The sequence below is a fragment of the Veillonella sp. 3627 genome (genome assembly GCF_003992195.1).
In the GTDB taxonomy this organism is placed as follows: domain Bacteria; phylum Bacillota; class Negativicutes; order Veillonellales; family Veillonellaceae; genus F0422.
On sequence record NZ_RQVG01000007.1, the window covers coordinates 87,620 to 112,511 of the forward strand.

18 protein-coding genes are annotated in these 24,892 nt (G+C 39.0%); 3 read left to right on the top strand and 15 right to left on the bottom strand.

Annotated features, from left to right (window positions below; translation table 11 throughout):
• Positions 1–106: 106 nt before the first annotated feature.
• From EO114_RS04965 to EO114_RS04975, 3 genes are read right to left on the bottom strand one after another with little or no spacing between them, the layout of a single operon-like run.
• Positions 107–979, bottom strand: coding sequence for a CoB--CoM heterodisulfide reductase iron-sulfur subunit B family protein (locus EO114_RS04965; RefSeq protein WP_127061866.1), 873 nt, complete (start codon positions 977–979; stop codon positions 107–109).
• On the bottom strand, positions 979–1,935 hold the full coding sequence (locus EO114_RS04970; protein ID WP_127061868.1) for a succinate dehydrogenase/fumarate reductase iron-sulfur subunit: 957 nt from the start codon (positions 1,933–1,935) through the stop codon (positions 979–981). Before EO114_RS04970 ends, EO114_RS04965 begins: the two co-directional genes overlap by 1 nt.
• Position 1,936: 1 nt before the next feature.
• On the bottom strand, positions 1,937–3,655 hold the full coding sequence (locus EO114_RS04975; protein ID WP_126940927.1) for an FAD-binding protein: 1,719 nt from the start codon (positions 3,653–3,655) through the stop codon (positions 1,937–1,939).
• Between the two features lie 932 nt (positions 3,656–4,587).
• Between EO114_RS04975 and EO114_RS04980 the strand changes: the two genes are divergently transcribed.
• A complete protein-coding gene (locus tag EO114_RS04980) occupies positions 4,588–6,870 on the top strand; it encodes a ribonucleoside-diphosphate reductase subunit alpha (protein ID WP_127061870.1) in 2,283 nt (760 codons plus the stop codon).
• 621 nt (positions 6,871–7,491) lie between these two features.
• Positions 7,492–8,700 (top strand): ATP-binding protein, encoded by a 1,209-nt coding sequence (locus EO114_RS04985; protein ID WP_127061872.1) that lies wholly within the window; start codon positions 7,492–7,494, stop codon positions 8,698–8,700.
• A 119-nt stretch (positions 8,701–8,819) separates the two neighbouring features.
• On the opposite strand, the gene EO114_RS04990 is transcribed toward EO114_RS04985, so the two are convergent.
• The gene (locus tag EO114_RS04990; protein WP_126941176.1) at positions 8,820–9,020 is read right to left on the bottom strand and encodes a hypothetical protein; all 201 of its coding nucleotides are present in this window, start codon (positions 9,018–9,020) and stop codon (positions 8,820–8,822) included.
• A 292-nt stretch (positions 9,021–9,312) separates the two neighbouring features.
• Between EO114_RS04990 and EO114_RS04995 the strand changes: the two genes are divergently transcribed.
• Complete coding sequence (locus EO114_RS04995; RefSeq protein ID WP_009353886.1) at positions 9,313–10,341, top strand: ribonucleotide-diphosphate reductase subunit beta; 1,029 nt, start codon at positions 9,313–9,315, stop codon at positions 10,339–10,341.
• A 229-nt stretch (positions 10,342–10,570) separates the two neighbouring features.
• On the opposite strand, the gene EO114_RS05000 is transcribed toward EO114_RS04995, so the two are convergent.
• The 11 genes from EO114_RS05000 to EO114_RS05050 all read right to left on the bottom strand — a co-directional run bounded on the left by EO114_RS05000 (position 10,571) and on the right by EO114_RS05050 (position 24,763).
• A complete protein-coding gene (locus EO114_RS05000) occupies positions 10,571–15,037 on the bottom strand; it encodes an autotransporter domain-containing protein (protein ID WP_127061874.1) in 4,467 nt (1,488 codons plus the stop codon).
• A gap of 232 nt (positions 15,038–15,269) precedes the next feature.
• A complete protein-coding gene (gene brnQ, locus EO114_RS05005; RefSeq protein ID WP_127061876.1) occupies positions 15,270–16,598 on the bottom strand; it encodes a branched-chain amino acid transport system II carrier protein in 1,329 nt (442 codons plus the stop codon).
• Between the two features lie 214 nt (positions 16,599–16,812).
• Positions 16,813–18,816, bottom strand: coding sequence for a molybdopterin-dependent oxidoreductase (locus EO114_RS05010; protein ID WP_127061895.1), 2,004 nt, complete (start codon positions 18,814–18,816; stop codon positions 16,813–16,815).
• A gap of 13 nt (positions 18,817–18,829) precedes the next feature.
• Positions 18,830–19,300, bottom strand: a complete 471-nt coding sequence (locus EO114_RS05015) for a hypothetical protein (protein WP_127010306.1) — start codon at positions 19,298–19,300, stop codon at positions 18,830–18,832.
• Between the two features lie 237 nt (positions 19,301–19,537).
• On the bottom strand, positions 19,538–19,972 hold the full coding sequence (locus tag EO114_RS05020) for a DNA starvation/stationary phase protection protein (RefSeq protein ID WP_009353871.1): 435 nt from the start codon (positions 19,970–19,972) through the stop codon (positions 19,538–19,540).
• A 188-nt stretch (positions 19,973–20,160) separates the two neighbouring features.
• The gene (locus EO114_RS05025; protein WP_009353899.1) at positions 20,161–20,583 is read right to left on the bottom strand and encodes a hypothetical protein; all 423 of its coding nucleotides are present in this window, start codon (positions 20,581–20,583) and stop codon (positions 20,161–20,163) included.
• 32 nt (positions 20,584–20,615) lie between these two features.
• Positions 20,616–21,401 (bottom strand): sulfite exporter TauE/SafE family protein, encoded by a 786-nt coding sequence (locus EO114_RS05030; protein WP_127061878.1) that lies wholly within the window; start codon positions 21,399–21,401, stop codon positions 20,616–20,618.
• 3 nt (positions 21,402–21,404) lie between these two features.
• The gene (locus tag EO114_RS05035; RefSeq protein WP_127061880.1) at positions 21,405–22,346 is read right to left on the bottom strand and encodes a hypothetical protein; all 942 of its coding nucleotides are present in this window, start codon (positions 22,344–22,346) and stop codon (positions 21,405–21,407) included.
• Positions 22,347–22,355: 9 nt separating this feature from the next.
• Positions 22,356–23,537: a DNA polymerase IV gene (locus EO114_RS05040; protein WP_127061882.1), complete on the bottom strand. Its 1,182-nt coding sequence runs from the start codon at positions 23,535–23,537 to the stop codon at positions 22,356–22,358.
• Between the two features lies 1 nt (position 23,538).
• Positions 23,539–23,889, bottom strand: coding sequence for a helix-turn-helix transcriptional regulator (locus tag EO114_RS05045; RefSeq protein WP_009353907.1), 351 nt, complete (start codon positions 23,887–23,889; stop codon positions 23,539–23,541).
• A 310-nt stretch (positions 23,890–24,199) separates the two neighbouring features.
• Positions 24,200–24,763: a redoxin domain-containing protein gene (locus EO114_RS05050; protein ID WP_009353870.1), complete on the bottom strand. Its 564-nt coding sequence runs from the start codon at positions 24,761–24,763 to the stop codon at positions 24,200–24,202.
• Positions 24,764–24,892 lie beyond the last annotated feature (129 nt).

Sequence of the window (24,892 nt, forward strand, 5' to 3'; positions counted from 1 at the left end):
GTTAGACATGTACAATTACAATATAAGGCTTCCATGAGCACATAAAAAACAGGTTGCCCCGAGGGACAACCTGTTGTAAGTTTGTGTAATACGATTGTATTTCTGATTATAAGAAACGGTTCAAGGAAGCAGTGCTTGCCAAGTGACGATCTGTCATACCCATTTCTGCTGGAGTACAACCCAATGCAAGGCCAATTAATTGGCTCATGTGGATGATAGGCATATCACCATTCATTGGAACAGTTGCTTTTGCTTCTTTTTGGAACATATCCAATTGCATTTGGCAAAGTGGGCATGGTGTTACGACACAATCAGCACCTTCTTTTTGCGCATCAGCATTGATAGAACCAGTCATTTGCATTACAGAATCATGTGCAGGATATACTGCATGGAAACCACAGCAATCTAATTTACGGGAGAAATCGATTGGAGTCGCACCTAATGCTGTAATTAAATCTGCCAAGCTTGTTGGGATTTGCATATCTTCGAAGCCCATTTCTTCTTCTGGACGAAGGATATGGCAACCATAATATTCAGCAACGCGAAGGCCAGTCAATGGGCGAGTCACTTTTGCTTTCAAATTATCTAAACCATATTCGCGGATAAGCACCCACAAGAAATGTGTTACTTCGCTAGTACCTTTGTAGTTCATACCTGCTTCGCCAAGAATGTTGTTTACTTTTTGACGAGTTACTTCATGCTCATCAAGCTCTTTTTTAGCTTCACGAAGCATTAACGTACAAGTGTTACAAACTGTAAGAATATCTAGACCTTCTTTTTCAGCCAACGCGATGTTACGAGCGTTAGTGGAAAGAGTCAATAATGGATCGATATCTTGAACATGGGATGCGCCGCAGCAAGTCCATCCGTCTAATTCTTGGATTTCGATACCTAATTTTTTCGCTACTGCAACGGTTGCTAAGTAGTCTTCTTTAGATGCGCCTTCTAATACGCAACCTGGGAAAAATCCGTATTTCATTATTTTCCAGCCTCCTCTACTGCACGACCGATTGTACGAACACCTTCAATACCATTTACTGGTTTATGAGGAACTACCAATTCAAATGGATTGATTTTGCCATGTTTCCATAAACGAAGAGCGTATAGACCTTGTTTTGCAGAATCTAATAATCCGTCTGTTTTCAAGCTCATTGTTACTTCGTTTAGACGACCAGTTTTTAACAAGTCTTGTTTGAACGCGATAGCATGACGAGTACCTTTGTTGGACAAGCCAGCTTCTGTCGCTACACGGCGAAGGTTGGAAATATCTTTTTCTGGTTTCAAATGTTTAGGACAACGAGTGATACAGTTCATGCAATGTACACATTTCCACAAGCCATGATTGAAAGCTGGTGTAGTATGCGCCATTGGAGACACATCACGGGAATCCATTACAAAGCGGTTAGCTTTTGTATATACATATGGATCCAAGAAATCTTCACGGTTAGCAGACAATTTGTTACATTCGGAAGCACAGCATCCGCAAAGGATACATTCTGTATTCATAACGAATTTTTTGAAGTCTGCAGCTGTTTGACGAGTACCAGTTTTAGTAGTGAATTCTGGTTTTACGAAGATCCAAGGAGCTACTTCTTTCAAGCGGCTAACTTTTGCTTCCCAGTCAACTACTAAGTCACGGATGACATCAAAGTTACCGATTGGTGCTACTGTGATTTCATCAGAACCAAAACGTTCTGTAATTTCGTCGATTTTAGCTTCACAACCAAGCATTGCTTGACCGTTAACTTTCACGGAGCAAGCGCCACATACTGCGGAACGGCAAGCTGCTACGAAAGTTAATGTTGGATCTAATGTATCTTTAATTTTTTGTAAGCCCCAAAGGATAGTACGGTCTGCTTCATAATCGAAAGTATAAGACTGTACATACGCGCGGCCTTCGTTAAAGCGGTGGATATGATAAGTAATTTGTCTCATCTTAGTACTTCCTTTCTTGTGGTTCATATTTAGTGAACACTACATCGCGTTCGGACATTACGTATTCGCCATTTTCGCCAAGTTTCCAAATAGCGTGTTTTAAGTATTGGGAATCATCACGTTTAGGGAATTCTTCACGAACGTGAGCACCACGAGATTCTTTACGGTGTAAAGCGCCCAAAGCGATAGCTTTCGCAACTGTCAACATAGATTTGATTTCTACGTAGTTTACGAATGCCATATTGTAAGTACGGTTAGAGTCACCTACATAGCAAGTTTCATATTCTTCTGTCAAACGATCGATCACTTCAAGAGCTTCTGTGATACCTGCTTCGTTACGGAAGATACCTACTTTATTCCACATAGCCACAGCTAATTCATCACGAATTTCAGCTACTGGACGACCAGATGTACGGGATGTAACTTCAACGAATTTAGCTTCCCACTCATCAGCTTTTGCTTTCAATTCAGCATCGCAATCTGCAAATGCACTAGCTTGTGCATAATCAGCAGCACCTGCACCAGATACTTTACCAAATACAACGCCGTCAGCTAAGGAGTTACCACCTAAACGGTTAGCACCATGGATAGAGATACAAGATGCTTCACCAGATGCGAAGATACCAGGGATTTCTGTTGCACAAGTTTTGTAGTCAACTACGTCGATACCGCCCATGATGTAATGGCAAGTAGGACGAATTGGCACTGGATCTGTTAAAGGATCGCAATGTTCAAAGCAAAGAGCCAAGTCACGGATACCATGAAGTTTTTCGATGATAACTTCAGGTCCTAAGTGACGAAGGTCAGCTACTACGTATGCATCAAGGCCAGAACCATTGAAACCACGACCAGCTGCGATTTCATCTTCGATTGCTTTTGCTACAACGTCACGAGACGCTAATTCCATTTTGTTAGGAGCGTATTTTTTCATGAAACGTTCGCCCTCAACGTTTAACAAGTATCCGCCTTCACCACGAACAGCTTCGGACATCAAGATACCAGTTTTACCAAGACCAGTTGGATGGAATTGGATCATTTCCATATCTTTTAAGCCTACACCAGCGCGGAAAGCTACTGCCATGCCGTCACCAGTAGAAAGGAATGGGTTAGTTGTACGAGTCCAGAATACACGGCCAGCACCACCAGTGGATAATACGATGGATTTAGCTTTGATAATTTCTACTTTACCTTTTTTCATATTCCAGATAATAGCACCACCAGCTTTACCGTCTTTTACAACGATATCTAATAGGTACCATTCTTGTAAGAAATGTACGCCTTCTTTAAGACATTGTTCATATGTTGTATGAAGAATTACGTGACCAGTTTTATCCGCACTGTAGCATGTACGTGGATAGGATTGTCCACCAAAGTTACGTTGTGCGATTTTGCCTTCGTCTGTACGAGAGAAAGGAGTTCCCATGAAATCCATTTCTAATACGCCTTCTGGGCAACGTTGACAGAAGAATTCGATAGCATCTTGGTCGCCAAGATAGTCAGAACCTTTTACAGTATCGAATGTATGAACTTCTGTGGAGTCTTCTTTTGCTACGTTATTTAACGCCGCATTAACACCACCTTGTGCCATTGCTGTGGCAGAACGTGTTGGGAAAATTTTTGTGATCAATGCTACACGTAAACCATCACGTCGTGCAGCTTCTAAAGCAGCTCGTTGGCCTGCTCCACCACTACCTACTACGAGAACATCATATTGTTCCATACGTACCTCCTCAAAAACACTTGTCTTATTTTGAACTATACCTCTTACATACTGTTCTTAAAATAAGGAACTATGTTTAACTGCATATATGACTGATATATGCATCAATCTATAGCCTTATTATATACGGTATTCCAAAGTGTTACAATTGTCACAACAGCCCCTAAAAACCCCCTTTTTACAAGGGATTAAGCCGTTTTGATAACGTTTTTCATAGGTTTTAAGTAAGTATATAACAATATACTATTTTCAAGGTAATTCTCATTCAATTTATACTTATACAGTGTACTTTTATCTTTTCCCCCAACTATCTTGTTATTACACAATTTTTTAGGTTATATAATTTTTTGTCATTATTAAAAGTTTCTTTAGAAATAATTTCCTCTTACTATTTCTAAAATTACTCATTTTAATTATGTGATAGTTTTTCTCATAATTTATTTTCTTTCTTTTATATATTTATTTTGCATTATTAAAATTACTAAAACTCATATTACAATATATTGATTTTTATCACACCTCGACTACAAGTCATATCTATTTTTTTCCATTTTCTTTTTCTAAAAGTACTCACTACAAACTATCTTATACAAAAACGACGAAATTTTTCATCCTCTGTATTTTGTAAAGTATCTTTTCCTCATTATGGTATGCATTTTTGACATGCTGAGGGCGTTGTGAAAAAATGACTGATATAGTATAATTTTAGAAGATGTTGTGCCAAAGCACTTTATCTCTATACAATATATTGATATTGAGTCCGTGTGAAAACATATCTATGCACTCTCATTTGCGATTCGTAAATGGGAGGCCTTTTATGGTCAAGGCCTAATACATTATGTTAACCGGATATGCTTTCACATATATTCAATATATGTGGATAATTTTTACAACAGGTACAAAAACTACATCGTCAGAAAAAGGAGACTCTCATGAGCATTATGATCAAGAAACGGGATGGCCATTATGAGCCATTGTCGGTAGAAAAAACGAAGAAAATGGTTGCCTTCGCTTGTTTAGGCTTAGACTCTTGTGACCCTATCGAGCTTGAAATGGACTGTAAATTGCAGTTCGTGGACGGCATGACTACGAAACAGATTCAACAAACTCTTGTTCAAACTGCCATCGAGAAAGTTATCCAAAAGGTAGATGATGGTTTTGGCAACATGGTAAACCGCATGAACCAAGATTGGCAATTCGTGGCTGCTCGTCTATACTTATTCGATTTATACAAAGAAGCTGCTATCAACCGCAAATACAAAGCCTTTGGTTATGGCAACTTCACTGATTTAGTAAAAACCTTAGTCGCTGCTGGTCGTTATGCAGACTTTTTCTTAACACAATATACAGAAGCTGAATTAGAAGAACTTGGCGACTATATCAAGCCAAAACGTGACTACTTATTTAACTATGAAGGTATTAAACTATTAGCAGATCGCTATTTAGTGAAAGGCTTCAACAAAGAAATTTACGAACTTCCTCAAGAACGTTTCATGGCTATCGCTATGCACCTAGCTGTCATTGAAGGCGACAAAAAGGTACACTACGCGAAAAAATTCTATGACTTAATGAGCGAGTTAAAGATGACTACTGCTACTCCAACATTGGCTAATGCAGGCACACCATTCCATCAACTAAGCTCTTGCTTTATTTCTGGTGTAGAAGATAATCTATGGTCCATTTACGATGTGAACGCAAAATTCTCCCGTGTGTCTAAACATGGTGGCGCTCTTGGTATTTATCTTGGTAAAGTACGTGCCTTGAACTCCGACATTCGTGGCTATAAAAATTCTTCTGGCGGTGTTATCCCTTGGATTCGTTTGTACAATGACACAGCTGTTGCGGTAGACCAACTAGGTAAACGTAAAGGTGGCGCTACGGTAACACTTGACGTGTGGCATAAAGACTTCTACGAATTTGTTGAACTTCGTACGAACAATGGTGATGACCGTCGTAAAGCGCACGACATCTTCCCTGCTCTATCTGTACCAGATATTTTCATGGAACGTGTTATCAACCGTGAACACTTCACTTTATTCGACCCACATGAAGTATCTCGTGTAATGGGCTTCCAATTAGAAGACTATTACGATGACGATACGAATAAAGCGTTCACAGAAAAATATTTAGCTTGTGAAGCTAGCCCAGATTTACACGGCATCGAAGTAAGTGCTTTGGATATGATGAAAAAAATCATGCGTTCTGCTGTAGAAACTGGTACACCTTTCATTTTCTTCCGAGATACGACGAACCGTGCGAACCCTAATAAGCATGCAGGTATGATTTATGCGTCCAACTTGTGCCATGAAATCGCACAAAACGTTGGTTTCACCGATTTAGATGAAGAAATTATCCAAGACGATGGATCCATCGTGACTCGCACAAAAGCAGGTGACATGGTAACCTGTAACTTGAACTCTATCAACCTAGGTCAAACCTCTGATGAAGAATTGGAAGAAAATATCGCCTTACAAGTCCGTATGTTAGACAACGTTATTACTATCAACCAATTCCCTGTGCCTGAAACACGCGTAACTAGTGAAAAATATCGCGCTATCGGCTTAGGCACTAGCGGTTACCACCACTACTTGGTGAAACATAAAGTACAATGGGAAAGCGATGAGCATTTGGCTGTGGCTGATACATTGTTTGAAAATATTGCCTACGCTGCCATCAAGGCATCCATGGAATTGGCGAAAGAAAAAGGTGCTTACCCTGCTTTCAAAGGTTCGCAATGGGAAACGGGAGAATATTTTGAACGCCGTGGTTACACCTCTGAAAGATGGCAACAACTGCGAGCAGATGTGGCAAAATACGGTATCCGTAACGGTTACTTAATGGCTATCGCTCCAACAGGCAGTACATCCAACATTGCTAATACCACAGCTGGTATCGATCCTATCTTCAAAAAATTCTTCATTGAAGAGAAAAAAGGTAGCTTTACACCTAAAACAGCACCTGATTTGAGCAACGAAACCATGTGGTTCTACAAAGAAGCCCACACGATTGATCAACAATGGTCTATCAAGGCTTGCGGTATCCGCCAACGCCACATCGACCAAGCACAGTCTTTCAATTTGTACATTACGCCGCAAATGAAAGCAAAAGAAATTCTTGATTTATATGTGGAAGCCTATAAACAAGGCATTAAGACAATTTACTATATCCGTAACCAATCCTTAGAAATGGATGAATGCACTAGCTGTTCCTCCTAATCTTTGGTGGGATTAACCCTTATACATATAAGAGCACGGCATGCTCCTCACAAACGGCATTTCATGATGTTTATTCGGGGCACACCGTGCTCTTTTGATATATTTCGAATTAGGCAAATTCCCCACCAAAAATCTAGTCGGAACGACGTCGTTTTGTCGGGGAGGGGCGGATTTGTATTCTGTAAGTAACTATGGTATACTTGACTTACAAACAAGAAGAGCCTTCAACGTGTGGTGGCGTTAGGCTCATCTCAAAAGTAGTGAAATGTGATTTGCCTAACGTGTTGAGGTGGTGAGATACCTCTTTACGTTAGGCGTTTTCATTATTTATATAAAGCAATAATGTTAACTACTAATGATAAAATAGAAATGATCAAGCTGATTGTTTCATATTTCGTCATAGTATCACCTCCTCCCATAATAGGAAGAGATGAGCCCAACTCACGTTGATGACTCTTCTATGGATTTCGTTTATAATCAAAACCAAATTCTCTCCCACCCTTTCGAGTATAATCGAATCGATATGTACAACCTGCAACACTTTCGACTATACTCGAAATCATTATTGGAATCTTTAATTGTTTCGAGTATAATAGAATCAATGAAAGTGAGGTGTTAGCTATGGAATATATTAAACGTCCTAAGTACTTAACCCAAATAGAACCATTCATTGATAAGCCTGTAATTAAAATTCTCACAGGTATGCGCCGTGTTGGGAAGTCTACTTTATTAACAATAATTAAAGACACTATCTTACAAGAAGTACCTAATGAACGTAAAGTTTATATTAACTTTGAATCCTTAGAATTTTTAGAGATAAACAATGCCACATTATTGGCAAAATATCTCATAGAAACAACAAAGTACTTGGATGGGAAGCTTTACTATTTCTTTGACGAGATACAGTTAGTGGAAGATTGGGAAAAAGTTGTAAATGGTCTACGTGTTGGTAAAGATTGCGACATCTATATTACTGGTTCCAACTCCACCTTAATCTCTGGCGAACTTGCTACACTTCTTGCTGGCAGATATGTAGAGTTTGAAATACAGCCATTTACATTTGATGAGTTTGTAGAAGTATTCCAAGAAAAACAGCTTAGTAAAGAAGAGCTATTCACTAAGTTCATCCAATTAGGTGGTATGCCTACCTTAAAATACTTTAACTTAGAAGAAAATAGTAGTTATAAATATCTAAATGATGTGTATCATACGGTTTTGATCAAAGACGTATTGACACACAATAAAATTCGCGATGTGGATATTTTCAATCGAATCCTATCATTTACTATACAAAATATAGGGTCCCCCGTTTCTGCAACTAGTATTAAAAAATATTTAAAGAGCGAGCATCGAGATGTTTCCATTGATACGATTCTAAATTATCTAGACTATTGTCAGCAAGCTTTCATCCTGAAAAAGGTGTCTAGATTTGATACGGTCGGTAAAAAGAATCTTAAAATCGATGAGAAATATTACCTTACAGATCATGGATTTCGGGCTGCCAAAGGGTATTCTAATACGAAAGATATTGAAAGAACCCTGGAAAATATCATATATATTGAGCTGATATCTAGAGGATATACCGTAGAAATTGGGAAGGTAAAAGATATGGAAATCGATTTTATCGCCACTAAAGATAAAGAACGAATATACTATCAAGTGTCCTATCTCATGGAAACAGAATCCACACGACAACGTGAGTTTGGCGTCTATGCGCATGTACAAGATAATTACCCTAAGTTTGTTCTCTCCATGGATACCGTTGACTTTAGCCAGGATGGAATCGTTCACAAACATGTGATTGATTTTTTGTTGGAAAACAGTTTATAAATGTATAAATGCTATCATAAGAATGTACAGAAATGATGATATAAGACTGTACTAAATGAATAGCCCCCACATTCTAATATAAAGTATACAAAAGCACAGGGCTCGCGTCCCTGTGCTTTTTATATACCATATTTCTTCATAAAAAATGCATCTACTTCATCTATACCATAGGTTTTATCATTCTTTAACGAATCTATTCCTTTTTGCAATTCCTTATCTAATTCTTCCTTCGATAAACTAGCTAAGGATACTAATGTATCCGGTTTATTTTCTTTTGGTACCGCATGTGTATTTTTAGATACACGACCTATATTCCCCATATTTATATACCTATCCTTTTTTATTTCATTAATGGCTTTATTTTTATAATACCGCTACTAAATACTAATACACTATTGTTTTAACTTTTATCTAATATCATTATACACTGCTGCATCAAAGCTCACAACACTCTACCTATTAATCATCTCTCCCCCTATCTTTTTAGTATGCATTTTTAGTATAATAAGAGGTAGTTTATAACTATATACCTATGAAAGCATGTATTCTATCCAGGCTTTCATAATAATTTATAAATATATTGTTATTATAGATAAGGTAGGATCAACTTTCATGGAAAAGAAACTGATTTTTAATGAACATGGTGACCGTGGCACGCAAAGTATGGTGGGCGGTAATACGACGAATTTACGGGAATGGAATCGTATTAAGTACGATTGGGCGAATACATTGTATCGTACGATGCTCAACAACTTTTGGATTCCTGAAGAAATTTCTTTGAACGAAGATATTAAGCAATTCCCATATTTAACGGATAGCGAGCGCCGTGCCTTTGACAAGATTATTTCTTTCTTAAATTTCTTGGACTCCATTCAAAGCGAGAACTTGCCAAACTTAAGCCGTTATATTACGGCTTCTGAAGTAGCTTCTTTGTTGAACATTCAAGCCTTCCAAGAAGAAATTCACGCACAATCCTATTCTTACATTTTGGATACGGTAACAAATCCAATTACTCGTGACCGCATTTATGATGAGTGGCGTACAGATGAACATTTACTAGCTCGTAACCGCTTCATCGCCGACATTTACCAACGTTTTAGCGATGAGCCATCAGAGCACAATTTAATCCGCACTATCATGGCAAACTATATTTTAGAAGGCATCTATTTCTACTCTGGATTTAGCTTCTTCTACACATTGGCACGCCAAGGTAAAATGACTGCAACTTCCACGATTTTTAAATACATCAACCGTGATGAAGTGACTCACTTAGTATTGTTCCAAAACATTATCCGTGAGCTTCGCATCGAACGCCCTGAACTATTCACTCCTGAACTAGAAGCTGAATTGACACAAATGCTTCGTGAAGGTACAGAAAATGAAATCGCTTGGGGGCAATACATTACAGATGACAAAATTCTTGGCATCAACAACACATTGATCGAGCGCTATATCAAATACTTAGCAAACCAACGTGCTGACTCCATCGGCTTGCAACCGTTATATCCAGAGATCAAGGAAAATCCTATGGCTTGGATTGAAAGTTTCTCCAATTTGAACAGCACGAAAACTGACTTCTTTGAAGCAAAAGTTACAAACTATACAAAAGCAGCTGCATTCGATTTCGACGATTTAGAATAAGAACGCCTGTAAGGTTATATATAAAAGCTACACGTAGATATATTCTACTGTGTAGCTTTTTGTTTTCCCTATTCATCTATAAATGAAAGAACTTAATGACTCAGCCTTCTAATATGTAACTAGTAATACATTTACTATACATCATTCAGCTAAAATAGGAACGAAAATTAGCACTAGCCATATATAACTAGTGCTAATATTCTTATATCAGATTACTAACGTGACGTGATTAGTATTTCCAATTAATGCTTCCTCCGAGAGTTGCCCCACGTTTTTGACCAAACCAGCCTTCAACATTAAGCGTAGCACTAAAAGCATCTCTATTGCTACCATATGTAAAGCCAGCTTCTACAAGACCGCTAGAACCACCTAAAGAAGGAGCTAATGTACTTAATCCCTTAACAGTTGCACGTGCCTCACCAGAGAATTCACGTTCATAAGCAACACCTAAATACCATGTATTATGATTGCTCATATGTTTAGAAACTTTATATCCTAAGCGTGTACGAACACTATTCACACTATCGAACGCATATGTTTCACCTAGCCCTTTACCTGTAAGAGTAGCATTTGCCTCTCCTTGATGGCTATAGAATACATTAGCATATACATTGCCTTCTAATTGATTACCATAAGACATTACTTTTCCAAGGCCTAAATGAGCACCATAGTAGCTGTTATGCGCATCATAAGAAGCATGAACATTGCTAGAAGCCGTTACTAACTCATTGCTTTCATAGGTATAATTCGTACGTCCACCACGCACACTAGATTCTACATATACTCCATTATCAAGTGTTGTTTTTCCATACAAACCAACACCATAATATTTTGCATTTCCTTCTGCACGAAGACCAGAATCCAAGTGGCTATCATAACGAGCCCAACCCATTTCTAAGAATGGTCCCCAATATGTTCTTCCTGACTGTTTTCCTAATCCTAAAACAGCATGGGATCCTTTGATATTTGCATAAGATCCTGTTTCCACTTTCATGCGATCATGGTTAATGCCCGCAATAATTTGAGAAGTTCCACTAGTATGAGTTGCAAATGCTTTAGTAATGCTATCTTGACCATTGTTAATAAAGCCAGAAACAGCAGTTCTAGTTTCCACTAAAGATTTAGTTTGTGGCAATACTTTTACAGAAACATTACCAGTACTTGGTTTTGTTGTATCACCTGTACTTGGTACTACTGGTGTTACTGGTTTTGTTGTATCACCTGTACTTGGTGTTACTGGTGTTACTGGTTTTGTTGTATCACCTGTACTTGGTGCTACTGGTGTTACTGGTTTTGTTGCATCACCTGTAGATGGTTTTTCTGGAGTTTCCTCAGAAGCAGATTTTACTACTGCAACAACAGATTTTTTATCATCTCCTGCTTTAGCAGTAATATCATAGCTTAAGGATACACCTTGTTGTAATTTTCCGTATTGAGCACCTGTTGTATTCACACCATTGCTATTATAGATAAGGTTGATGCTATCTCCATTATGTAATACTGGAGCTGCACCAGATACGCCTACATTAATTTTTGTATTAGATACATCTGTACCATGTGGATCTGTTACTGTAAGGATCGTATCTCCATTCACAGCATTTTCTGGTAAATCAAAGTTATAGTTTTCAAAGTTTGCTAAATGAGATAAAGTAATTCCTTTTACTTTATTTACATTCAAGGTATTACCAGATTTAATATCACCAGTAGAACCGTCTAGGATATAATGGCCGCCCCAAATACCAACTTGTTTGTTAGCAAATGGTTCTGCTTTATTGATGTCTACCGTATTACCTGTGGCTTCCACATCACTCATACCACCGATGATGTAGTAGTTACCTGGTTTATTATAATATTTACGATCAGAGTTGTTTTCAATAGGCGATACTTCATCTGTATAAATACCATTTGCATCTACGCCATTGATATTATGTTGTTTTTGTTCATTTTTAACTTTGAATACACCAACACCACCTATAATACCGTCATTAATAATCACAGCATTTTTATTGGCTTTATTCGTTGCAGAATATCCCCCTACAATTTGGCCTACTGTAGCAGGATCCTTACCTTTTACTAAGGATTTTTCATTTCTTCCAGCACCAAGCTGAACCAAATTACCGACTACTTCTTTTGATATTTGTTTAGATCTAATGCCTTTGAATATAGTTTCATCTTCATCTAGCACATTTGCAAATGCACCATATGCCACAGTTGGGTATCCATTAATGATAACAACCCTATTATTTTTTAAAGTTCCTTTAGCATTTTTGTTAATGGATATCGCTCCATATAAAGTTTCTAATGTCGCATCACCAAGACTTACTACTTCGTTATCTACTGCATCACCATTTGGCTCGTTATTAGGGTTATCTCCTTCAGCTTTAATTATAGCTGCACCCACAATATCACTATAGTGTCTATCATCACTTTGAATAACAACTTGGTTTTTAGAGGCATTACCGCTACCAGTTACAATCGCTGCCCCTATTATACCTTTATCAGATTCATTAGGAGCTTTATCCAATGGACTTAACTTATCTATTTTATTATTAACACCTGCTGGTATACCACTTTTATGATAAGCGAATAATTCAAGTACATTTCCAATTGCATGTCCACTTCCATCGACATTAGCCGTAAATGCTTGTTGATCTGTATCATCTATTAATGCTAGATAATTATTTTTAGCACTATTACCTCCACGTGCATTTACAAGTTCAGGACCCCAAGTTGTAGGCTTCGATGTACTTGCTTCGCCATTATCATGCGAATCAAACTCATGAAGTGGATTTACACTCATATCTACCTTAGGTCCTTCAGGACGTTCATACTTCGTTTCTTCCCCACGAGATTGGATGCGACTTCCGATATCGTCAGTTGTAAATACCATTTTTCCATTAGCATCTCTATACGCGGTAGCCGCATTTAATGTAATTGGTTGAGAGGTACTATTAGCAGTATTTACTAAGTAACTAGTATAGGATGACAAGCTATTAGTTGTCACCTCATCTGTGCTAGTTGTCGCTGGACGACCACTTGTATTTTTACCTACTACAGCAACAACAGATTTTTTGTCAGTCCCAGCTTTAGCAGTGATATCATAGCTTAAGGATATACCTTGTTGTAACTTGCCATATTGAACACCTGTTGTATTCACACCATTGCTATTATAGATAAGGTTGATGCTATCTCCATTATGTAATACTGGAGCTGCACCAGATACGCCTACATTAATTTTTGTATTAGATACATCTGTACCATGTGGATCTGTTACTGTAAGGATCGTATCTCCATTCACAGTATTTTCAGGTAAGTCAAAGTTATAGTTTTCAAAGTTTGCCAAATGAGATAACGTAATTCCTTTTACTTTATTTACATTCAAAGTATTACCAGATTTGATATCACCAGTAGAACCGCCTAGGATATAATGGCCGCCCCAAATACCAACTTGTTTATTAGCAAATGGTTCTGATTTATTAATATCTACCGTATTACCTGTGGCTTCCACATCACTCATACCACCGATAATGTAGTAGTTACCTGGTTGACGGAAATATTTATAGACTGTGTTATCCTCACCATAAGGAACTTCATCCGTATAAATACCATTTGTATCTACACCATTAACACTATGTTTAGATTGTTCATTTTTTACTTTGAACATACCTAGACCACCGATGGATCCTTCACCGATTATGACAGTATTTTTATTAGCTTTATTGGTTGCAGAAAAACCTCCTACGATTTGACCTACTGTAGCTGGGCTTCTTCCGTCCGCTTGCCATTTGTCATCTGGATTAAACCCTAATTGAACTCGGTTTCCAATAACTTCCTTAGATTTTTCTGTTGATGGTTTTCCTTGGAAAAATGATTCTTCTTCATCTCGAGTAGTAGCATAAGCACCAAATGCTGTGACTACTTTGCCTGCTCCTAAGGTAACTAAATTATTTTTTAAAGAACCTGTTGCAGGAAAAGTATTATAAGCTCTAGCTCCATAAATAATATCAATATCTTTACCACCAGCTACGAAGACATCATTATCAATGGCGCTGCCATCTCCATTATTGATTTCAGCACCTATGACATCTCGCAACCGTCCTACATCACGTAGAATGACACGATTTTGTATTGCATTTGTAGCGCTATTTACAGCAGCGATTTCATGTAGATTATCACCGCTGAACATTTCTAGCACATTAAGTCTTGCATTTCTTGACTTTAATCCATAGTAATTTACGGTGTACACTGTGTCACTAGTACCATTTTGCAAAGCTACATAATTAAACTCTGCATCGCCTGTATCGACTGAATCGCTAAAACTTTTAGGTGCACCCGGCCCCCAACTTATATTTGCGTTGGGAGTATCCCTCGTTGTATTAAAGAGAGGATTCACACTTATCGCCTGATCTGCATCTTTATAGTTTGGTCGCGTATATCGTGTTACAGCCCCACGAGATTCAAAGCGATCCTCAATGTTAGTAGATTTAAATGCATGCTTACCATCATAACCTTCATAAGGGTCATTTTCACTTAATTTAGCAAGTTGCATAGTATTTGCTTTACCATCCACAATATACGTAACTGGTTCTCTTGGATTTGTAATGTAAGAGTCATAATTATGTGCCATAACAGGTGTTAATAATACGCTCCCAGCTATAGCAGATAAAATGACATAACGAAGTCGTTTTTTTCTCATTTTATAATCTCCCTTTCTGACATTCATTACAAAAACATATCACTTCTTCATGATATCTTCATAATAGCAAATGTCCCCCCCCCGTCAACATTTTTAACCTTTTGTATGCATAAAAAGCACATGCAAAAAGGTCTTCTTTATAAACTTAGATTCTATAAACCTAAGCCAAAAGAAGACCTTCTAATAGATATGTATTACTATGTATGTAACTATATCAAATATAATGTAATTATTACGCTTTCACCAACGCCCGATGTATGAGTCCAATCACGAATCCTACGCCGCCGAATACAAGCCAGTCCATACCGATGCCATGCATCGGTACTTGTGTAGCAAAGAATTGTCCTAAGCTACCTAAGTCTACGCTCGCTGTTTCTAAGCCAGATACAAGAGCTGTGATGAAGGTTGCCCCTACTGTCCAAGCATATACACATTGGCGACCGTTGAACAACGGATGTAAGAATGCCAACACAATCAATGCGATGGATAATGGATAGAGGAACATCAACACAGGAATGGCTGCGGTAATGATGGTTTTCAATCCAAACATGCCTACACCGAAAGAAATCAATACGAATAGCACTGCATAAGCTTTATAGGATAAGCCACCAAATTGTGTGCTAAAATACTGTGCACAAGAGGTAACAAGTCCGATACTCGTCGTCAAACACGCCAACAATACGATGACTGCCAAGATCATGGCCCCTAAATCGCCGAATAACAAACGAGCAGATTCTGCCAATACAGGCGCCCCTGTATCTAAGATGCCTAACTGTTCTACGCTGGTAGCGCCTAAGCTAGCAATGAAGATGTACACCACACCTAAACAACCTACGGCGATTAACCCAGCTTTCATAGTGGCGCGTGTAATCTCATCACGTGTTTGTGCCCCTGAAAGTGTTACAAATTCGATAACCAAGATACCAAATACGAAGGATGCTAAGGCATCTAATGTGTTATATCCATCTAAGAATCCTTGTAGGAATGCCGTACCGCTAGTAGCGTACGCCTCTGTCGGTGTACCATAACTGCCTAATGGAGTAATCAAAGATTTAACAATCAATACCACGATGGTCAGTAGCAAGGCTGGTGTTAAGATTTTACCAATGCGATTGACCAATTTTTGCGGATTAATAGAGAGCCACAATGTGACTACGAAGAACCCCACAAGGAACAAGGATAGTGCTGTATCTGAGGCAGCGCCACCTAAGAATGGTTTCACTGCAATTTCATAGGATACAGTCCCCGTACGAGGGATGGCAAAAGCAGGGCCAATGGATAAGTATAATGCCAATGTAAATAGGACCCCAAACACTGGATGCACACGGCTTGCCAAACTTTGTACGTTACGGCTGCCGGAGTATCCCATGGCCATAACCCCTAACAATGGTAAACCTACACCAGTTACGATAAACCCTAAGATAGCCCACCACACATTGGTACCTGCATGTTGACCTAAAGTAGCAGGGAAGATTAAGTTACCTGCCCCAAAGAATAAAGCGAACAGCATCAGGCCGATAGCAATATAGGCTCGCCCCGATAGTTGAGTATGATCTGACATAATATCTCCTTTCAAATACATCCCATAATAACAAATATACACTGTATAAAAACACTTCTTATGCTTATTTTTTTATTATATCTAATTATAAGTAAAATAAAAAGCCATTTTCTTTATAGAAAATGGCTTTTTCTATGCTAATTATGCATATACACCCGACCTATAATTGATAGTCAAACTACATCTATTAACTATAACCAAGCATTACTCATTTTTAGTCGCAAGACTCTACATGTACTTTCACATCATAAAAGGTACTACCCCAACCATAATCGGTAGATCGTGAGGCAGTTAATACATTCATTGTATATTCTGAATCATGGGACTGCGATTGCCACCAGACGCCACTACTCACAATAGTCCCCTTTGGCACCGCATCATCAATGACTAAGGCAATCCGCAAGGAACCTCGCTCATTATACATACGCACAAATTCACTGTGCCATACGCCCTTGCGCTGGGCATCATCAGGATGCATACGAGCAACCATCTTTGGTGTATCTTCTTGTATCTCACAAAAGGACGAATCTAGTATACGTGGATCAGCACCATTGATGAGGAAGAACTCCGCTGTATCTCCATGAGCCTCACGATACACAGGATAGGGCTCACACTCTAATGGGTTATATAATTCAATCTTACCCGATGGTGTACCATACTCTAGCTTATACGTACTGGATAGATCCATCTCCACTAGCTCCCCTGCCAAGATTCTATCTTGCACTTCTCTTGAAATCGGAGCATGTCGCACAATATCTTCAATCATCTCCAACTCTGACATAGCAAACACAGGGTCATCGATGCCCATAGTTCTGGCAATACTACAAATGGTATCCCAATTAGAGCGGCTTTCACCTACAGGAGGTATGGCTTGATAACCACAACCAATGGTGTAATGTCCATAGGAATTATAGATATCATTATGCTCTACGGACGTCGTTGCAGGCAGTACAATATCCGCATACTTTGCCGTATCCGTCATAAACCGTTCGTGTACCACCGTGAACAGATCCTCTCGTGCCAATCCTTTGCGCACCACGGTTTGGTCCGGTGAGGTCACCGCAGGATTGCTGGAATATACATAGAGTGCCTTAATCGGTGGCTTGTCCGCCTCTGTTAGCATCGGTCCTAAATGAATCATCGGGTTCAACCGTGTTTCTTTTACCTGAAAGCGCTCCCAGCTAACACGCTTGCCCCCAACAAATTGACTACCCGAGGCACTCGACAAGAGTCCACCTCCTGTATGTAGGTATGCCCCCACCAAGGCAGGCAGTGCCACTACACATCGCACCGTATTCGCTCCATTTCCATAGCGAGATAGTCCACTGCCTAAGCGAATAAATGGCGCCATTGCCTGTCCATAAGCACGAGCAAACTGGATAATCCGTTCCTCTGGTACGCCTGTGATTTGAGCCACTTTCCATGGTGGATATTGAGAAATAACAGTATCGCGGAATCCTTCATAGCCTTGTACATACTGATGAATAAATTCCTCATGTACTAATCCTTCTTCCACAAGCACATAGGCCACACCCAACGCAAAGGCTCCATCTGTACCTGGTCGTATGATAATAACTTCATCTGCTAATTTCGTTGTCTCCGTATAGTACGTATCAATCACCCAAAGCTTGGCACCTCGCTGGCGAGCTATGGTCACATCATGTAGGACATGTACATCCGTAGCCACTGCATTGAGGCTCCACAACACCACACAATCACTGTATTGTATATCTTGTGGACGACTCCCTAGGGTATTCCCCATAAGACTAGCCCAACCATAGCGTTTAGCAGGGGAACAAATCCCCTTATCTTGACGGGTCGCACCAAGTATGGCAAAGAGTGGATCCCCTGCACTCTTTTGTAAGATTCCCATGGTCCCTGCATAGGAATAGGGCATAATACTTTCAGAACCGTATGTATGGATACAGTGCTGAAACTGCTGAGCAATTTCCTTTAGTGCTTCGTCCCAAGTAATCGGTTTAAATTGACCGCTTCCCTTAGGACCTATGCGTCGCAAAGGCGTTGTTAGACGTTCCCTATGGTGGACTGTTCGTTCGTAATGTTGCATTTTCTGGCACAGCGTTCCTCTCGTAAAGCTGTGATCTTTCATACCTTCTACCCGTTGTAACTGGTCTCCCTCAATGGTCAAGATCAATCCACAGGCATCTGGGCAATCATAAGGACATACTGATGTCCTTGTATGTATGGGCTTCGTCATCATTCATTCCTTACTAGTCATTATCAAAGTCATCAAACAAGTCAAAATCAACGTCAAAGTCGAAGTCAAAACTATCTCCAGAATTGTAATCATAAGAACTATCAGCCTCTTGTTGATCATACTCTAACTCATCTTCCATAATATCATTGTAGTTGTTATGGAAAAATTGATCCTGTTCTGTTTCGTTTGCACTAGAAAAACCATAATCTTCATCAGCATGCTCTGGCAATACATCCAATTGACTATAATCACGAATCGTCATTGCTTCATAAGGGTCCAAAGGTGCACGGTTTTCTTCTGACTCTTCAATCTCCACCATATCCATAGCTCGGTTCAAATCCTTTGACGTCCCCTCTTGTTGCACCATGTCCAAGAACTCATCCGAACTCACTTCACTCACCAGCGTATCCATGTCTTCTACCACAGATGTATCCTTCTGTGGTTCTATAGTTTGTAATTGTCCTCGTCGTAAAAATCGATTCATCCTCTATGCCCCTTTCTCAACCTCTCTTACATTACTTGTATTGTATCACCTGGCAATGAAATTTTACAATACATCGTTTTATCACCTTTCAAAGGTATGCCTTATATACTAAAAGAACCCCTGAGCAGGGGTCCTTTGGTATAGTTTATAGTATAGTTGTAAGTGTTGTCATATTCAGGATGTTATCACATATAAGGGAGTGTTATGTGATTGGTTCGATGTTACTGTCAGGAGGAATTAGCCTAAAGTAGCACGTAAGAACCACAATTGTTTTTCATAGTAAGCAATGTGGTCTTCCATGATAGCCACTAATCCGAAGTTACCTTCTTCATCAGCTGCTTCGCGGATAGCACGAGCTTCTTTGTTCAACAATTCGAAATCTCCTACTAAGAAGTTGTACACTTGTTCTACGGAGAATTTGTTGCCTGGTTCTTCTTTCAAAGAAGCAATTTCTAAATATTTTGCCACATGCACTACAGGTTCTTCACCTTGCATTTTTACATGCTCAGCTACTGCATCATAATAATCAAATGCTACATCGTAGACTTCTTCTAAATATTTGTGAGCTGGCACAAATTGAGATCCTACTACATTAAAATGGAAATTGTGAAGTTTAATGTTCCAAATTGCTAAGTTTGCAATATATTGATTGACTGCTTGTAAGTTTTTCATACCTGTTTCTCCTTTTCTTTAGTTATTTTGCTAATTATTCTAATTAGCAATTAATAATTATTATTTGTTATGTGTATATCTTAGCATAGTAAATCATAAAATGCAATAGCTTTTCATATAGTTTATCGAAATATTTAAATATAAAAAGTTCCCATTACCTATAACGTAATGAGAACTTGTAGTATATATTATTCACTTTTTTTGATAAACCCTTGTGTAGCGCTATACAAACAAAACCACACAAAGAAACTAGCTCCTGTAATAATCAGATACATAGTATCCGTTAACTCCCCAGATCGATACATCGCCAAGGTATAAAAGAAAGCTGTCATCGTCATCAGAATATAGGACAATACATAACGCATGCCACGCTCTACATCTTCATCGGTAAACATTTCCTTCTTAAAACGCATCCAGTAAATCCCGCAAAGGGCTAAGCCACCTAGCATATTAGCAGCTAGTAAACTCATATCAGCCCGACCATTAAAGAACCAGCACAAGGCTAAATGATTAATAAACAACATCCATTTAATCATAGTAGTCAAACGAGCTGTAGTAATCGTCTGTTGTGGCTGTGGTTGGTGTTGTTTTCGTTTCTTTCCCTTTCCCATAAAGTCCTCTCTATTTAATCTATACTATGACACTAGAACAATACGTGAGATGTGTAAATTAAGCGTAATGCCAGTAATCCAATCCCAATGGATAACCCAATTAAAATCGTTTTTGCTCGCAATCGTTTCGCAATGAACGCCCCTAATTGACCACCCGCTAAGGCACCAATACCACAAGGAATGGCAATTTCAAAATGAATATGACCACTCAAAAAATGTGTTAAAGTCCCTACTGAGGTAGACATAGCCAAGATAAAATGACTAGTGGCGGTGGCCATATGCGTAGGAAATCCCATGATATAAATGAAAGCCGGCACATGGATCAAGCCACCGCCGATACCAAATAAGCTAGAAATAAAGCCTACTCCCATGCTAATTAAGATACCTACCACTTTATTATAGGTCAACTCTTCTAATTGCAAGGACTCTTCTTTGCGTTCCCCTTTATTCATATTTTTATAACCAATGAACAAAGACATGATTAGCAAGAAAGAACCAAACCAGAATCGGAACCCACTAGGATCAAAATATTCCGCTACATGAGCACCGATAATCGACCCTGGGAAGGTGGCAATCCCGAATAGAATTGCTGCGCTATATAATATTTTCTTCTGCCGCACATAGGCAATAGTACCCGAAATGGCATTACAGGTTACCGTAAACAAGGATGTACCTACTACCATAGCTGGCGTCCATTCTGGAAAGAAGTAAAGAAATACTGGCACAAAAATCAATCCGCCACCTGCACCAATGGTGGTTCCCAATGCGGCTACAACTACGCCTAGCAATACAAAGCCTAATACACTTACCACATCCATACCTTAATCCTCCTTAGACAGCTTCGCAAATCGGTCTAACTTATGCTTTTTGAAGACCGCTTTCATGCCTCGCTTTTCCGCTTTTTTCTCTGCCTTTTTTGCTACTTTTTGCAAGACTTTTTCTGTCCATGCATCGCCATGCTCTTCTGCATAGCGTTCCCATTTAGACAATTTTTTTGCCCACTTGTCTACAGAGGGAGCTTCTTTTTTATGTTTCGACTTATCTTTGCTTTTTTCCTTCTTTTTCTTTTTTTCTTGTTTAACAATGCAGCATTTGTCTCGCTCTTCTGGTATGGGAGAATCTTCTGTGCAATGTTTGCAACGCTTTTTATGCTGTTTTTTTGTCTCTGTTGACGACTCCATCTCAAACATATCATACAAGTTAGATTTTTTGTTAGTATATTTCGTTAACTCAATGACCGCATCCTCTTCATCGTCTTTAGGGTCGTCATCCTCCCCATCGTCATCATAGTCATACTCATTAATATGCTTCGTTTCGCTGGTATTGCTGAATAAACTCATAAAAGAACTCGATGTTGCTTTCGGTTCAACCTTCTCTACAGGCGTTTCCCCTTGCCAACGCTCAGCCATCACAAAATCTACGCCTAATGCCACACCTACATCATAGCCTTCCACACCTTCATCCGCCACAGCTTCTACTGTTGGTGTCTCTTCTAAGGAAGATATCATATCATACAGATAGTGCTCTGTTACCATACTTTGGAGCCCACGTAATTCTTCCCATTGTTTTCCCAATAGAGCCAACATATGAGCAAAGTTTTCTAAGTCTTCTACCACTTCCATAGCCATTTCAGGGGACTCCATATGGTGCGCCTCTAAATTCGCCACATATTGCTGTTGTACTTCTTTGCAATGACCATACGCTGTTTGCAAGCCTTGTAACAACTTTTCAATCTGTTCCTGGTCCAATATATATTGTTGCATACTATCCTCCTAGGACGATGTCGTGTCATCCTTCAATTTTCGTTTCCACATAGCTCCTGTGGTAACAATATCTTCTCCAAATCGTTCTTCCAAAGTATCTAGTACTTGTGCTAACCGATCTGGCTCTGTTTCTTCACTCTGAAAGAGCGACTCTTGCTCCACCTCTTGGTGAAAGCCACTGACCGTAATCCCCAATAACCGGAACGGCCCCTGTACATTAAGTTTATTATATAATACACAGGCCGTCTCATACAATACATCTTCTCTATCCGTCTGATAGGATAATCGTTTTTGCCTTGTTTTGGTGGTAAAGTCTGGCAATCGTACTTTGATGGCTATCGTATGTCCTTTAAGTCCTTTCTGGCGCAAACGCTTAGCTACATGATGCGCAAAATATCGCCATTCATTGTCGATTTCCTCTGGGTCCATTAAGTCCCTTTCATAGGTCAGTTCATTACCTACGGATTGCAACTCACGATTCCACTCAATAGGCCGATCATCAATGCCTTTAGACAACAAATACACACGTTCACTTTGATGACCGCAATAGGGTTCTAACTCATGATACGAATCTAACTGTTCAATATCTTGAATCCGATGAAAGCCGCCTCGCTGTAATGCTTGTTCCATATGAGCCCCTACGCCCCACAACCTGCGTACCGGTAAATGTTTAATATGAGCGCTTTCTTGCCCATGGGGGATAATATATAACCCATCTGGCTTTCGTAAATCCGATGCTAATTTTGCTAAAAACTTATTCGGCCCAATTCCCACAGATGCGACCAACCCCGTTAGGTCCTTAATTTCTTCTTTCACAGCACGGCCCACCGCCATAGGAGACTCATAGAGTTTTCCTAATCCTGAAATATCTAAAAAAGCCTCATCCAAAGAAATGGGCTCTAAATAGGGACTAAACCGATGCAACACATCATGAATTTGATCAGAAATTTCGTGATATCGTTCCATTCGTGGCAATAGATAGATACCATCTGGACATAATTTTCTAGCCTTCCCAATAGGCATAGCAGAACGTACCCCAAATTTCCGTGCTTCATAACTACACGTAGCCACCACACCACGTGAAGAAAGGCCACCCACGATAACTGGGTGACCTTGTAGTTCTGGACGATCATGTTGTTCTACAGATGCAAAGAAAGCATCCATATCTACATGCATAATCCAACGTTTCATATTATTCTGCCACCGCTTGTGGAGCATCCTCAATACGGCAGTATTTGATTTGTGCACAAATGCACTCATCTTTTGTTTTATATAATTCAGGCAAGAATTTAACAAATTCATCAAAAGCTTCTTCATTAATGGAATAGCGTGTCCACAAACCGCTACGCACAGAATTCACAATACCTGCATCAATTAAAATTTTCATGTGATAACTAAGAGTAGATTGAGATAACTCAAAACTAGCCAAAATATCACACGCACATAATTCATTACAAGACAACATGTCTACAATGTGCAATCTTGTTTCATCGCTAAGGGCTTTAAAAATCCCTGCCAATCGTTCGTATGTAACTTCTAACATTCTCATTCTCCTATATGCATTCTATTTGTAACCTTACCTCCTTATTATATACAAATTTCTAAACTAAATCTAATAATTTAAATGAATAAAGGATACTTTTTAGTAATACAACTATATAATTTGGGAAAGATAAAAACGACAAAGCATTGCTTTGTCGTTTTTATGGGAAGTAAAGGATCTAAGATGTGTTCTTAGGAAAGTTTACAAATATAGTCAACACACTCAATTAGTACATCATGTGTTGTTGAAGATTCGAGAGAGGGAGAGGAGCCTTCAACCACAAAACTACTAAAGGAGCTGTTTATTTACTTTAGATTTTGCCAACTAAGCCAAGATCTGCTGGGTTCAACGTTTTTTCACCAGGAGTCCATTTTGCTGGGCACACTTCACCATGTTTTGCAACAAATTGGCAAGCTTGTACTTTACGCACTAACTCAGCAGCGGAACGACCTACACCCATGTCACAGATTTCTGCGGCACGAACGATACCTTCTGGGTCTACCACGAAAGAACCGCGATACGCTTGGCCAGACTCTTCAGAGAATGTCTCGAAGAAGTCAGCTAATTCATGTTTAATATCGGATATCATAGTGTATTCGATTTTATTGATTGTAGGAGATGCATCGGACCATGCTTTGTGAACGAACGCAGAGTCAACAGATACGGAGAATACTTCTACGCCCAAATTTTTCAATTCTGCGTATTGATCTTGTAAGTCTGCCAATTCTGTTGGACATACAAATGTGAAGTCTGCTGGATAGAATACAAACACGCTCCATTTACCTTCGATAGTTTTATTGCTTACTTTAATAATTTCTGGTTTACGGAATGCATCTAATTCAAAAGCTGGTAGTTGTTTACCGATGATTGCCATGCTAAATCTCCTTTATTGTTACAACCTATACATAGCACATACTGAGTATGTGACTATGAAATCAATCTATATATCTATCATACACTATATTTTTAGAAAAATCAATATAGAATTATTCTCATTCTCTAT

What these genes read in the sequence shown, in the direction of transcription:
- EO114_RS04965 (WP_127061866.1), bottom strand. Translation starts at nt 979, where the DNA reads ATGAAATACGGATTTTTCCCAGGTTGCGTATTAGAAGGCGCATCTAAA.
- EO114_RS04970 (WP_127061868.1), bottom strand. Translation starts at nt 1,935, where the DNA reads ATGAGACAAATTACTTATCATATCCACCGCTTTAACGAAGGCCGCGCG.
- EO114_RS04975 (WP_126940927.1), bottom strand. Translation starts at nt 3,655, where the DNA reads ATGGAACAATATGATGTTCTCGTAGTAGGTAGTGGTGGAGCAGGCCAA.
- EO114_RS04980 (WP_127061870.1), top strand. Translation starts at nt 4,588, where the DNA reads ATGAGCATTATGATCAAGAAACGGGATGGCCATTATGAGCCATTGTCG.
- EO114_RS04985 (WP_127061872.1), top strand. Translation starts at nt 7,492, where the DNA reads ATGGAATATATTAAACGTCCTAAGTACTTAACCCAAATAGAACCATTC.
- EO114_RS04990 (WP_126941176.1), bottom strand. Translation starts at nt 9,020, where the DNA reads ATGGGGAATATAGGTCGTGTATCTAAAAATACACATGCGGTACCAAAA.
- EO114_RS04995 (WP_009353886.1), top strand. Translation starts at nt 9,313, where the DNA reads ATGGAAAAGAAACTGATTTTTAATGAACATGGTGACCGTGGCACGCAA.
- EO114_RS05000 (WP_127061874.1), bottom strand. Translation starts at nt 15,037, where the DNA reads ATGAGAAAAAAACGACTTCGTTATGTCATTTTATCTGCTATAGCTGGG.
- brnQ (WP_127061876.1), bottom strand. Translation starts at nt 16,598, where the DNA reads ATGTCAGATCATACTCAACTATCGGGGCGAGCCTATATTGCTATCGGC.
- EO114_RS05010 (WP_127061895.1), bottom strand. Translation starts at nt 18,816, where the DNA reads ATGACGAAGCCCATACATACAAGGACATCAGTATGTCCTTATGATTGC.
- EO114_RS05015 (WP_127010306.1), bottom strand. Translation starts at nt 19,300, where the DNA reads ATGAATCGATTTTTACGACGAGGACAATTACAAACTATAGAACCACAG.
- EO114_RS05020 (WP_009353871.1), bottom strand. Translation starts at nt 19,972, where the DNA reads ATGAAAAACTTACAAGCAGTCAATCAATATATTGCAAACTTAGCAATT.
- EO114_RS05025 (WP_009353899.1), bottom strand. Translation starts at nt 20,583, where the DNA reads ATGGGAAAGGGAAAGAAACGAAAACAACACCAACCACAGCCACAACAG.
- EO114_RS05030 (WP_127061878.1), bottom strand. Translation starts at nt 21,401, where the DNA reads ATGGATGTGGTAAGTGTATTAGGCTTTGTATTGCTAGGCGTAGTTGTA.
- EO114_RS05035 (WP_127061880.1), bottom strand. Translation starts at nt 22,346, where the DNA reads ATGCAACAATATATATTGGACCAGGAACAGATTGAAAAGTTGTTACAA.
- EO114_RS05040 (WP_127061882.1), bottom strand. Translation starts at nt 23,537, where the DNA reads ATGAAACGTTGGATTATGCATGTAGATATGGATGCTTTCTTTGCATCT.
- EO114_RS05045 (WP_009353907.1), bottom strand. Translation starts at nt 23,889, where the DNA reads ATGTTAGAAGTTACATACGAACGATTGGCAGGGATTTTTAAAGCCCTT.
- EO114_RS05050 (WP_009353870.1), bottom strand. Translation starts at nt 24,763, where the DNA reads ATGGCAATCATCGGTAAACAACTACCAGCTTTTGAATTAGATGCATTC.